Origin of the sequence: Haloparvum sedimenti, assembly GCF_001462205.1 — an archaeon.
GTDB lineage: Archaea > Halobacteriota > Halobacteria > Halobacteriales > Haloferacaceae > Haloparvum > Haloparvum sedimenti.
In genome coordinates, this window is the sequence record NZ_LKIR01000062.1 from 134,803 (window position 1) to 147,400 (window position 12,598).

Consider the following 12,598-nt stretch of genomic DNA (forward strand, 5'->3'; position numbering starts at 1 on the left):
GGTCGAGGTCCCGGACCTTCACGTCGAGGTACTCGTCGACGTCGAACTCGTAGCGCGCGCAGATCTCCTCGACGTCGGTCCGGGCGGCTTCCGTGTTGACGAAGCCGCGCTCGGTCGGCTCGTGGCCCAGGATGATGTTCTGGAGGACGGTCATCGTCTCCACGAGCTGGAAATGCTGGTGGATCATCCCGATGCCTGCGTCCATCGCGTCCCTGGGCGAGTCGAACGTTCTGACCTCGTCGCCGACGGATATCGTCCCGGCGTTCTTCTCGTAGAGGCCGTAGAGGACGCTCATCAGCGTCGTCTTGCCGGAGCCGTTCTCGCCGAGGAGGGCGTGGATCGAGCCCTGCTCCAGCGAGAAATCGACCTCGTCGTTCGCCACGACATCGCCGAACCGCTTCGTGATGCCCTCCATCCGAACGGCCGGCGGTGGTGTGTCGTCAGTCGTCATTGGTCACCGTGCGAAAGTGGCTCATAAATATCGGGTGGATGCCGCGCGATCAGTTACAGCCGGAGGCGGAACACGGAACCTCGATGTCGCCGCTCGTGATCCCGTCCTTCGCGTCCTGCACGTTCTGCGAGACGACATCCGGGAGGTTCCCCTCGAACGCCTGCCCGATCACGACGTCGACGCCTTCCTCGTCGAGGCCGAGCGTGTTCGCGCCCGTGACGCTTCCGAAGTCGTCCTCGGCGACCGCCGACGCGACCTCTCGCGTCCCCTCGTTGATGTACTTGACCGCGGAGCCGATGATGACGTCCTGGAACTCCTCCAGGGTCACGGACTGGTCCGCGTCGACGCCGATCGCGAAGCGGCTGTTCTCCTGTGCGGCCTCGAAGACGCCCTGTCCGGCCGCGGCCGCGGCGTGGTAGACGATGTCCGCGCCGTTGTCGTACTGGGAGGAGGCGATGCTCGCGGCGGTGTCCGTGTCGCTGTAGTCGCCGATGTACCCCACGTCGACGGTGACGTCGGAGTTGACCCACTCCGCGCCCGCCTTGTACGCCTCCTCGAACGCGTTGATGAGCGATCCGTCGACGCCGCCGACGAAGCCGACGTGCGCCTCGCTCGGCTCGTTCGAGTTCCCCTCGTGGGAGAGCTCCTCGGTCGTCATCGTCCCGCCGAGGACGCCCGCGAGGTACGACATCTCGTGGTTGGCCCACGTGTATCCGGCCACGTTGGGCTCGTCGACGTGGTCGTTGATGAGCATCCAGTTCTGGTCCGGGTAGTCCGCGGCGTTCTGCGTCAGGGCCTCCGTGTGGTTGTACGAGACCAGGACGATGAGGTCGTAGTCCCCGCTCTCGGCGAGGTTCGCCTGCGTGGACTGGTAGTTCGACTGCTCGGTCTCCTCGACCTGGTTGATCTCGAGGTCGTAGTCCTCCTGCGCGCTCTCGAGCCCCTGGACAGCCAGGTCGTTGAACGCGTTGTCGTCGAACCCGGCCGGGCTGGAGACGATGGCGACGTTCGTCGTCGACCCCGAGCCACCGCCGTTACCGCTGCCGCCGTCGCTGTCGCCGCCGCCGTTGCCGTCGTCGCCACCGCCGTCACCGCCGCCACCGAGACACCCGGTGAGCGTGGTTCCGGCAACGACGGCGCCGCCCGCCGCCAGCATGGAGCGACGATCGATCGCGGCCCCGCGATTCGCCCCGTCAGATCCTTCAACATTGTCTGTGTCAGACATCATCCGCGGAGATGTGACACTACACTAAAAGATTATTCATTACCGTGTTACTGTTCCGGTGTGTCTGCCGTCGGCGGGATTTAGCGTCTCGTGAATGGTCGCGAGCGGTCCGCAAACGGAGTATACGGGCCAGTATCAACCGTTCGTCGACACGTCCGAAAAGCGATATTTTGGGTGTACTTTCTTTTCAGAAATACTGGCTGTTCGGCGTCGTCGAGCCCGGAAGCGAGGCGGTTGATTTCCGTTTCCACTCGGTGAGGGCGCACCGCCGGCTCCGGCTCCTGCCTCGAACGCCGTCGGAGCTGTCACCCATACAGTTATTTCCGGGAGCGCCGTCCTTCGCCCGTGATGGTTCCCGCACAGATTCCGGGCGGTCCGGAGCTCCTGATCCTCGCCGTGGTCTTCCTCGTGCTCCTCGCGATCCCGGTCGCGCTGATCGGGGTCGTCGTGTACTTCGTCCGATCCAAGTCCGGCGGTTCAGACCCCGAACGGCGCCGGATAGCGGAACTCGAGGAGCGCGTCGAAACGCTGGAGGGGGACCGCGACCGCGAGAGCGGACCGCGGTGACTTCGCCCGTCGTCCGAGAGGGCCCGTCTGTCGTTCGAGAAGACCCGCCTGCCGTTCGAGAAGAGCCGTCTGTCGTTCAAGAAGACCCGGCCGCGAACGGACTCAACAGCAGAACATAAATGGGTAGACGAGCGCGACGCGGTCGCCCTCTTCGAGCGTCGTGTCGAAGCCCGCCTGCTGCTCGTTGAAGCGGCCGTTGACGAGGATGCGGGCGTACGCGACCGTCTGCTCGCCCTCGGGGTTTTTGACCCAGGTGCCGGGGAGGTCCTCGGGCGCGGTCGCCCAGCCGCGGTGGGTCGCCTCGGCCTCCGTCTCGGCGATCAGCAGCTCCTCCAGTCCGGGGTGCTCCTCGAAGAGGGCGGCGAGGAACTCGCGGAGGGTCTCGCCCGCGAACGTGAAGGGGAACTCGTGGGTCCCCAGTTCGGTTCGGACGTGGCCGGTACAGCGGACCGTGACGGTCGTGGTCGCCTCCTCCACGCCCCGCCCCTCGTCCGCGACCCTCTCCTCGTCCGCGGCCCTCTCCTCGTCCGCGGTCGTCCCCTCATCCTCGGCGACGTGTCGGTCCGTAGTGGACGTGCTCATGTCGAGATATACGCCCCGGACGAACAACGGCCGTGTGCCGAAGATGTTCGGTGCCGTTCGCGAGCCCGAGCCGGGGAAACGGCGAGCGGGAACTTCCGGTTCCTGTGGCCTTTTGCGGGCGCGCGACGAACGCTCACGCGATGACTCGATCACCCGAGGAGCTCGACCTCGACTTCGTCTCACTCGACGGCACCGGCATTCACACGAGCGAGCTGCAGCTCGGCACGTGGCGGTTCGGCAAGGAGAACGACGCCGGCGAGGTGGAGATCGACGAGACGCGCGCGAAGGAGCTGCTCGACGCCTACGACGCCGCGGGCGGCCGCTACATCGACACCGCGGACGTGTACGGCGGCGGCGCGAGCGAGGAGTGGATCGGCGAGTGGCTGCAGGGGCGCGACCGCGAGCGGTACACGATCGCCTCGAAGATCTACTGGCAGATCCGTGACGGCGACCCGAACAGCCGCGGCACGAACCGGAAGAACGTCCGCGACCGCATCGACGCGCTGCTGGAGCGACTCGACACCGACTACGTCGACGTGCTCTACATCCACCGCTGGGACGACGCGACCGACGCGCGCGAGCTGATGAAGACGCTCAACGCGCTCGTCGAGGAGGGGAAGGTCCACTACCTCGGTGCGTCGACCCTGCGCCCGAACGCGTGGAAAGTCGCCCGCGCCAACGAGATCGCTCGCGCGGAGGGATGGGAGCCGTTCAGCGTGCTCCAGCCGCGCTACAACCTCGTCGACCGCGAGATCGAGGGAGACTACTTGGAGTTCGCGCGCCAGCAGGACCTCGCCGTCTGCCCGTGGAGCCCGCTCGGCCAGGGCTTCCTGACCGGCAAGTACGACCGCGACGAGGCTCTGCCGGAGGAGTCGAAGGTCGCCGCCTCCGACCGGTTCCAGGAGTCGTACCTCACCGAGGCGAACTTCGACCTCCACGACGAGCTCGACGCGGTCGCCGACGAGGTCGACGCCTCGCCCGCACAGGTCGCACTCGCGTGGCTGCAACACCGCGACGGCGTCACCGCGCCCATCGTCGGCGCCCGCACCGTCGACCAGTTGACCGAGAACCTCGCCTCCGCCGCCGTCGACCTCAGCGACGAGCAGGTCGAGCGACTGACGGCGGCGAAGGGCGGCCCCTACGCCGGGCTGTAAGGCGCCGTTCGGTCCCCGCGACCGGTTCCGTCGGCCGTCCGACGTGACGAAACACTAATCAAGTTCTCTCGCGTACGCTGTAGCCAATTACTGGCACGCGGACGGGTCCTGGGGGGCCGGTCGCCGCGGACGCCGGTGCCGACCGGCCCACTCGCGGCGGGCCGACGGCGCTCGGACGCGTGTCGGGACTGACCACCATGGACGGCACATCTCCACGTTCGAACGTTCTTCTCGTCACGGTCGACTCCCTGCGGACGGACGCCATCGGCCCGTACGACGCCGAGCGCCGCACGCCCGTCATCGACGATCTGGGCGACCGCGGCGTCGTCTTCGAGCGCGGCTTCGCGAACGGCAACTGGACGCCCTTCTCGTTCCCCTCGATCATGGCCTCGCAGCCGGTGTTCACCGACTCGGGCCGGATCGGGGTCGAGGGGCGGCCGACCATCGCGGAGGTCGCCTCCGAGGCCGGCGTCTCGACGGCGGGGTTCAACGCCGCGAACGGCTTCCTCACCTCCTACTGGGGGTACGACGAGGGGTTCGACGAGTTCGAGTCGTTCGTCGCCGACGTGAACGCCAGCATCTACGGCAAGTACCTCGCCACCCACCCGACCGTGGAGGCGTGGCTCCAGCTCGCCGCCTCCCCGTTCCGACGCCTGAGCGCGAAGCTCCGCGGCGAGAGCGACGACCGCCCCTTCCTCGACACCTCGCGGATGTTCGACGTGGAGAACGCGGCGACCGAGTTCGTGGCGTCGCGCGACGACGACGAGCCGTTCTTCCTGTGGGTGCACTACATGGACGCGCACACGCCCTACGTCCCCGCGCCCCGATACGTCCGGGAAGTCTCCGACCAGACGGTCGGCACCCACCGGATGCTGCTCGCGCACACCCGGACCGGGCTCGGACTGGAGGTCGGCGACAGTACGCTCGACGACCTCCGAACCCTGTACCAGGCCGCCGTCAGACAGGTCGACGCCAGCATCGGCCGCCTGCTCGACACGCTGGACGCGGAGGGGCTCCGCGACGAAACCGCGGTCGTGTTCGCGGGCGACCACGGCGAGGAGTTCCAGGAACATGGCCACCTCGCACACTACCCCAAGCTGTACGACGAACTGATCCACGTCCCGCTACTGGTCGACGCGCCGGGCGTGGAGTCGGACCGCAGCGACCGGCCCGTCGGACTCGACGCGGTCCCGCCGACGGTTGCGGACCTGCTGGGGATCGAGGCGCCGGACGCGTGGGAGGGGGAATCACTGCTCTCCCCCGTGGACGACCCCGCAGACGATCCCGCGGATGCGGAGTCCGAACCGGCGGTCGCGTCGGACGGCGGTGCGGTCGCCGGGGCCGGAACGCATCCGGAGGGGGAAACCGCGGGCGAGGAGGCACTCGGCGGCGGAGCCGAGTCGCCCGGTGCCCTCACGGAGCCGCCGGAGCCGGTCGTCTCCGTCACCGTCCGCGGCGAGGAGCTGACCGCCCAGCCCATCCCGCGCTCGCTCGACGACGGCGACCTCCTCGTGAGCGCGCGGGACGCCGACTGGACATACATCGAGAACGCGGACACCGGCGAGGCAGAGCTGTATCACCGGCCCTCGGACCCGGACCAGCAGGAGAACCTCGCCGACGATCCGACGCCGGAGCGGGAAGCCGCCATCGAGCGGCTCGCACCTGCGGTCGCGTCCCACATCGCCCGCCTCCGCGAGGAGGCGGCCGCGCTCGACGACGCGGGCGACGAGGAGGAGATCAACGAGGATCTCGAGGCCCAACTCTCCGCGCTCGGCTACCGCTAGATGCTCCGGTCCCTTCTCAGAAACCTCCTCAGCGGGCCAGTCGCGACGCAGCTCCGGAGGTTCGTGATCGTCGGTGCCACGACCGCCGGCGTCCAGATGGCCCTGCTGTGGGCGTTCGTCGACGCCGGCGGGCTCAACTACCTCGTCGGCGCGACGATCGCCATCGAGATCACGATCGTTCTCTCGTACGTGCTCAACAACGCGTGGACGTTCCGAGCGACCCAGAACACCGGTCTCCACGACTACCTCGCCGGGCTGCTCAAGACGAACGTCGTCCGGGGCTCCGCGATCCCGATCCAGCTCGGCGTCCTCTACGGGCTGGTGGAGTTCGCGGCGATCACGTACCTGATCGCCAACGCCGTCGCCATCCTCATCAGCGGACTCTACCGGTTCGTCTTCGACTCGCTGTGGACGTGGGGGTAGCTGAAACCGGATTCACTGAGGCCGAACGCGCTTGGACCTGGCCAGTACTTCGGTCTCACGAAAGGTCGGTTGAAACACGCGGTTCCTACTGATACCGCATGCTACATTTTTGTTTCAATCTCATTGGATTTTGTCTGAGATGTGTGTTTGACTTAGCGGCAGCTGGTGATTCGATCGCTTCAACCCTACAAGGGTTCGTCTGAAACCAGCTCGTGGTAGGCGCGGATGGCCTTCAGCTCGCTTCAACCCCACAAGCGTTCGTCTGAAACCAGAACAAGACGGCGACCTATTCTGCACCGTGTGGGGCTTCAACCCCACAAGGGTTCGTCTGAAACCGCCCGGTAGTACGACCGCAGGAAGTCGATCAACCGGCTTCAACCCCACAAGGGTTCGTCTGAAACAGGCTGGTGGAGATGCGACGGTCGCGGGGGATCGAGCTTCAACCCCACAAGGGTTCGTCTGAAACCAACTATGAGCACGAACGAAGACCGCGTTCAAGACGCTTCAACCCCACAAGGGTTCGTCTGAAACACGTCGACCGCGGCGCGAGCTCGTCGACCGTTTTGAGGCTTCAACCCCACAAGGGTTCGTCTGAAACAGCGACGTCCGGATCCGATGGACCTCAGCGGACGCCGCTTCAACCCCACAAGGGTTCGTCTGAAACCGGTCGGTATCCTCGTCGACGCGGTCCCGCATCGGGCTTCAACCCCACAAGGGTTCGTCTGAAACCGCATCGTGTCCACGTCAGCACGAGACGGCACTTGCTTCAACCCCACAAGGGTTCGTCTGAAACTCGCGCACGAGCGCGCGCTCCGCGTCTGTTCGAGTGCTTCAACCCCACAAGGGTTCGTCTGAAACCAGTTCCTCAGCCAGACCGGCCTGGGCGTCGAGGCGCTTCAACCCCACAAGGGTTCGTCTGAAACCAACAGGGATGATGTTCAACTCATCGGGGAGACGGCTTCAACCCCACAAGGGTTCGTCTGAAACGACTTGCCGACGCCCTCGTCACCGATGATCGGCAGCTTCAACCCCACAAGGGTTCGTCTGAAACGCCTCGTCGTGGGGCTTCGTGATTCCGCGATCGACGCTTCAACCCCACAAGGGTTCGTCTGAAACATGGGGATCTCGTACACGAGGTCGTTCGTGTTTGTGCTTCAACCCCACAAGGGTTCGTCTGAAACTAGGTATGTGTGTGTCTGATTGAGTTATGACAGACTGCTTCAACCCCACAAGGGTTCGTCTGAAACGATATGGTTACATATCTGAAAGGCTTTCGTAGTGGCATGCTTCAACCCCACAAGGGTTCGTCTGAAACTGTTAGCAACTGATCCACGGTCGACCGAGATAAAACGCTTCAACCCCACAAGGGTTCGTCTGAAACTCTCCGAGCACTACGTCGGCGTGCGCGTAGCCGGCGCTTCAACCCCACAAGGGTTCGTCTGAAACTGGTTTTTTTTTGGTCCCTATTATTACAGTCATAGCTTCAACCCCACAAGGGTTCGTCTGAAACCAGAGATGGCCCAAATCAAAGCGCGTATAGACGTAGCTTCAACCCCACAAGGGTTCGTCTGAAACCCCCGAGCGTAGGCGAGGATGTCGGCCGCGATGATGCTTCAACCCCACAAGGGTTCGTCTGAAACGCGCATTCAGGGCCTCAACCAGTCGCTGGAGGGGATGCTTCAACCCCACAAGGGTTCGTCTGAAACAGGAGTGGATCCGCCTCACCGTCGAGGACGAGGCTTCAACCCCACAAGGGTTCGTCTGAAACTTGGCTTCGGTGGGCAGATGGGGTCTGACGTTGAGGCTTCAACCCCACAAGGGTTCGTCTGAAACAAGACCCAGATCTGTGGTACAAAGTCCACATGGCTGCTTCAACCCCACAAGGGTTCGTCTGAAACGAACCGGACGGTTCGCCCGCCGTACTGGCACGCGGCGCTTCAACCCCACAAGGGTTCGTCTGAAACGAGGACTACGAGACTATGACCCTCTACCTGTCCCTGCTTCAACCCCACAAGGGTTCGTCTGAAACTTGTCTAAAAGACGACCCATACCACTTGGAGCGAGGCTTCAACCCCACAAGGGTTCGTCTGAAACTGTGAGACTTCTACCCCCACCCACGGGTGTTCTACGCTTCAACCCCACAAGGGTTCGTCTGAAACAACAGTACCTTCACTTACTGCGGTTTTGAAGTTAGGCTTCAACCCCACAAGGGTTCGTCTGAAACCGTCGTCGACGTCGCCGGTGAGACGGGCGGCGATGCGCTTCAACCCCACAAGGGTTCGTCTGAAACGCCGACTCGATGCCGGTCGCGGTCACCTCAGCCGAGCTTCAACCCCACAAGGGTTCGTCTGAAACCGATCGCGTAGTCGCCGACCGCGGCGTTGGTCGTGCTTCAACCCCACAAGGGTTCGTCTGAAACCGCGCCGGAGCTCGGAGCGCGGCGCCGCGTCGAGCGCGCTTCAACCCCACAAGGGTTCGTCTGAAACCACCGTCTACTGCAACAGCATCGAAGCGGCCCACGCCGTTCGGGCTTCAACCCCACAAGGGTTCGTCTGAAACTCGATCGCGTAGTCGCCGACCGCGGCGTTGGCCGTGCTTCAACCCCACAAGGGTTCGTCTGAAACCTGCGCGAGCATCACTGCATCAGCCCCCGGATGAGGCTTCAACCCCACAAGGGTTCGTCTGAAACCGGCTCGAGGAGCCGCCCGCGTGCTGGATGTGGCGGCTTCAACCCCACAAGGGTTCGTCTGAAACTCAGCGGCCGGTCCGAAGGCGGTGGAGTATCGATCGCTTCAACCCCACAAGGGTTCGTCTGAAACACCTGTACGGACCCGGATAACGGGACTGTGCTCAACGCTTCAACCCCACAAGGGTTCGTCTGAAACGCGGGTTATCTACCCGATCCTGCGGAGGTGGGGATGCTTCAACCCCACAAGGGTTCGTCTGAAACACGTTCGTGTTCTCGGCTATCGCCGCACAGGCGGGCTTCAACCCCACAAGGGTTCGTCTGAAACCGTAGACCGTGCCGCCAACCACAGCCGGTGAGGAGTGCTTCAACCCCACAAGGGTTCGTCTGAAACACGGGATAAGGCGGTTATTGATGTAAGCCCTATGCGCTTCAACCCCACAAGGGTTCGTCTGAAACAGCTATCGATCTTCGAGCCGGTGCCTAATCTCGGGGCTTCAACCCCACAAGGGTTCGTCTGAAACCGTCCTCACGCCGACCGTGCTCGACTCGCCCGCATTGCTTCAACCCCACAAGGGTTCGTCTGAAACCGGAGCGAACGGAAACAACGCCGAACGCTACATATGGCTTCAACCCCACAAGGGTTCGTCTGAAACGAGCGCGTATCCGTACTCGGTCGAGGCGACCGACGTGCTTCAACCCCACAAGGGTTCGTCTGAAACTCTTCGTAGAGATCTCGGCCGGAGGTGTTGGGGCTTCAACCCCACAAGGGTTCGTCTGAAACTAGAGGAGCACACCGACGACGACCTTTGGGAGGTCGCTTCAACCCCACAAGGGTTCGTCTGAAACGTAAGCCGGGGTCACAGCCGGCCGGTGGCCTGCCCGCTTCAACCCCACAAGGGTTCGTCTGAAACTATGAGTGTCCGCGGTGTGGCAACGAAGCGGCGACGCTTCAACCCCACAAGGGTTCGTCTGAAACTGTACGTCATCGACTCCGGGAACTGTCTGTCCCATGCTTCAACCCCACAAGGGTTCGTCTGAAACCCGGGCAAGACGCTTGTCGCGCTCCGATTCAAGTCGGCTTCAACCCCACAAGGGTTCGTCTGAAACGCGTGAGGCTCTCTACTCCTACTTGCTGGACAACTGGCTTCAACCCCACAAGGGTTCGTCTGAAACGACTCACGCCCGAGGAACTGATCGACTTTGTGGATGGCTTCAACCCCACAAGGGTTCGTCTGAAACCGCGTCGTCGGCGTCGTAGGGTTCCTTTTTCACCTGCTTCAACCCCACAAGGGTTCGTCTGAAACGCCGGCCGCGTCCTCGACTCCCTGACCCGTCTGCTGCTTCAACCCCACAAGGGTTCGTCTGAAACGCGACACCTTCTATGAGCGCGCGACCGGAGTAGCTGCTTCAACCCCACAAGGGTTCGTCTGAAACCCACTGGGACACCGCCATCGACACCCACGAGATGCTTCAACCCCACAAGGGTTCGTCTGAAACCCGGCTTGAACCACGTCGGGATGCCGGGGAGTGTCCGCTTCAACCCCACAAGGGTTCGTCTGAAACTCGGGCGACCCTGACGCCGACAAGGGCGGTCTGGATGCTTCAACCCCACAAGGGTTCGTCTGAAACAGATCCGCGACCTCTCGGCGGGCGTCCTGATCGAGCTTCAACCCCACAAGGGTTCGTCTGAAACCGCCACTTGCACGTCCCCACCGAGCACGAGGCGGCTTCAACCCCACAAGGGTTCGTCTGAAACGTCACGGAGTTGCCGGGCGGCGAGCTGGTCACGTTGGCTTCAACCCCACAAGGGTTCGTCTGAAACCGTTCCGTAACGTCGCGGACCCGATTGACGTAACCGCTTCAACCCCACAAGGGTTCGTCTGAAACACAAGATCCCGAACTATGGTACCAAGTCCACATGGCTGCTTCAACCCCACAAGGGTTCGTCTGAAACCAACCATCGGTGGGGCTGACGGGTGGGCGTTCACGCTTCAACCCCACAAGGGTTCGTCTGAAACGCAGGAACGACAGATACAGCTCATTCTCGCCGTAGTCGCTTCAACCCCACAAGGGTTCGTCTGAAACGAACACCTACCGGCGAGTACGAGTGTACAGTCTGTGCTTCAACCCCACAAGGGTTCGTCTGAAACGACCTTCGGGAGTGTGCCGACGACCACGCGGTGACGGCTTCAACCCCACAAGGGTTCGTCTGAAACCGAATCGTTCGTCACCGACTTCTTGCGCGAGGACGCTTCAACCCCACAAGGGTTCGTCTGAAACCGACGCCTACACCCTCCGGGCGGACATCACGCAAGCTTCAACCCCACAAGGGTTCGTCTGAAACGACCGTCCCCCGCTTGTCCTCGGGATTCTCCGCGAGCTTCAACCCCACAAGGGTTCGTCTGAAACCCAGAGCAATTCGGGCATGGGGCCGTTCGGCGCTCGCTTCAACCCCACAAGGGTTCGTCTGAAACCAAGGAGCGGATCTTGTCGGCGCTGGATGAGGACGCTTCAACCCCACAAGGGTTCGTCTGAAACCAACGTCACGGCCGGCAGCGCGGACATCACGATGCTTCAACCCCACAAGGGTTCGTCTGAAACGGCTCCTCGTTGCCGATGACTCCGGGGCGATTCGTGCTTCAACCCCACAAGGGTTCGTCTGAAACTACGGGTGGCCGCGTTGCCGCGCGCCCCGAGGAGGCGCTTCAACCCCACAAGGGTTCGTCTGAAACCGTCCTGCTCCAGATCCTCTCTCCCCCCGTACTCCGCTTCAACCCCACAAGGGTTCGTCTGAAACCGTTCGCACGCACCTCATGCTAAAGGGCCGCCACCGGCTTCAACCCCACAAGGGTTCGTCTGAAACGAGGTACTGGAGGAGAAATTCGACGGGATCGGCGCTTCAACCCCACAAGGGTTCGTCTGAAACCAACCTGCTTGAAGCCGGCAGCGCCGACGTGGCGCTTCAACCCCACAAGGGTTCGTCTGAAACTCGTCGTCGCCTAACAGCACCTCGGCCTGATTCACGCTTCAACCCCACAAGGGTTCGTCTGAAACAGTCGGTGATCCGCTCATGCAGCACCTCCATGTCGCTTCAACCCCACAAGGGTTCGTCTGAAACGCGAAGTACACGGATAAGATCAAGACGCCGGAGTACGCTTCAACCCCACAAGGGTTCGTCTGAAACATGGTGACGGCGACTGACTCGCCGGGGTTCGTGATCGCTTCAACCCCACAAGGGTTCGTCTGAAACGGACGCACTCTTGATGTTGACCGGAGCGCGCCCACCGCTTCAACCCCACAAGGGTTCGTCTGAAACCGGCCGTGCTCAGTGAGAGAGATACGTCGCTCTCGCTGCTTCAACCCCACAAGGGTTCGTCTGAAACTCGCGGTGGTCCGCGAGTACGTCCGCGCTCAAGTCGCTTCAACCCCACAAGGGTTCGTCTGAAACGTCGCGGATCTCCTGCGGAAGGTTCTCCCACTCCTGCTTCAACCCCACAAGGGTTCGTCTGAAACAGTTAGGGGCAGATAACTCTCCGCCGTCCGTGCGGTGCTTCAACCCCACAAGGGTTCGTCTGAAACCGTTCAACGTCACGGCCGGCAGCGCGGACATCACGATGCTTCAACCGGCTGTGTTGAATCGCCATACAGCAGCGAGGTAGGCCGCTAAATCAAAGGAGTTGAAGCGAGAGAATGCGGTTGTCTATGACGCAAATCTCCCGCTTC

At 62.9% G+C, this 12,598-nt stretch carries 7 protein-coding genes and 1 CRISPR repeat array; of the genes, 4 read left to right on the top strand and 3 right to left on the bottom strand.

Annotated features, from left to right (window positions below; all coding sequences use genetic code 11):
* Window positions 1-415: ATP-binding cassette domain-containing protein (locus AN233_RS17895; protein WP_245626009.1), on the bottom strand; the 415-nt coding region annotated here is incomplete at its 3' end.
* Between the two features lie 85 nt (window positions 416-500).
* Window positions 501-1,607 carry a BMP family lipoprotein gene (locus AN233_RS04100; protein ID WP_058365572.1) on the bottom strand — a complete coding sequence of 369 codons (1,107 nt, stop codon included), beginning with the start codon at window positions 1,605-1,607 and terminating at the stop codon, window positions 501-503.
* A 417-nt stretch (window positions 1,608-2,024) separates the two neighbouring features.
* Between AN233_RS04100 and AN233_RS04105 the strand changes: the two genes are divergently transcribed.
* Window positions 2,025-2,243 (top strand): hypothetical protein, encoded by a 219-nt coding sequence (locus tag AN233_RS04105; RefSeq protein WP_058365573.1) that lies wholly within the window; start codon window positions 2,025-2,027, stop codon window positions 2,241-2,243.
* A gap of 102 nt (window positions 2,244-2,345) precedes the next feature.
* Here the strand turns inward: AN233_RS04105 and AN233_RS04110 are convergent, their stop codons facing one another.
* Window positions 2,346-2,825, bottom strand: coding sequence for a MoaD/ThiS family protein (locus AN233_RS04110; protein WP_125919973.1), 480 nt, complete (start codon window positions 2,823-2,825; stop codon window positions 2,346-2,348).
* 140 nt (window positions 2,826-2,965) lie between these two features.
* Between AN233_RS04110 and AN233_RS04115 the strand changes: the two genes are divergently transcribed.
* From AN233_RS04115 to AN233_RS04125, 3 genes are all read left to right on the top strand, one after another.
* Entirely contained in the window at window positions 2,966-3,979 is a 1,014-nt protein-coding gene (locus tag AN233_RS04115) for an aldo/keto reductase (protein WP_058365574.1), read from the top strand.
* A gap of 197 nt (window positions 3,980-4,176) precedes the next feature.
* On the top strand, window positions 4,177-5,763 hold the full coding sequence (locus AN233_RS04120) for a sulfatase (RefSeq protein ID WP_058365587.1): 1,587 nt from the start codon (window positions 4,177-4,179) through the stop codon (window positions 5,761-5,763).
* On the top strand, window positions 5,764-6,186 hold the full coding sequence (locus AN233_RS04125) for a GtrA family protein (RefSeq protein WP_058365575.1): 423 nt from the start codon (window positions 5,764-5,766) through the stop codon (window positions 6,184-6,186).
* 176 nt (window positions 6,187-6,362) lie between these two features.
* Window positions 6,363-12,454: a CRISPR direct-repeat array (repeat unit 30 nt; unit sequence GCTTCAACCCCACAAGGGTTCGTCTGAAAC).
* Window positions 12,455-12,598: the final 144 nt, after the last annotated feature.

Bases quoted from the DNA above. Each gene is read 5' to 3' on its own strand.
- AN233_RS04125 (WP_058365575.1), top strand. From the start codon at position 5,764: ATGCTCCGGTCCCTTCTCAGAAACCTCCTCAGCGGGCCAGTCGCGACG.
- AN233_RS04120 (WP_058365587.1), top strand. From the start codon at position 4,177: ATGGACGGCACATCTCCACGTTCGAACGTTCTTCTCGTCACGGTCGAC.
- AN233_RS04115 (WP_058365574.1), top strand. From the start codon at position 2,966: ATGACTCGATCACCCGAGGAGCTCGACCTCGACTTCGTCTCACTCGAC.
- AN233_RS04110 (WP_125919973.1), bottom strand. From the start codon at position 2,825: ATGAGCACGTCCACTACGGACCGACACGTCGCCGAGGATGAGGGGACG.
- AN233_RS04100 (WP_058365572.1), bottom strand. From the start codon at position 1,607: ATGCTGGCGGCGGGCGGCGCCGTCGTTGCCGGAACCACGCTCACCGGG.
- AN233_RS04105 (WP_058365573.1), top strand. From the start codon at position 2,025: ATGGTTCCCGCACAGATTCCGGGCGGTCCGGAGCTCCTGATCCTCGCC.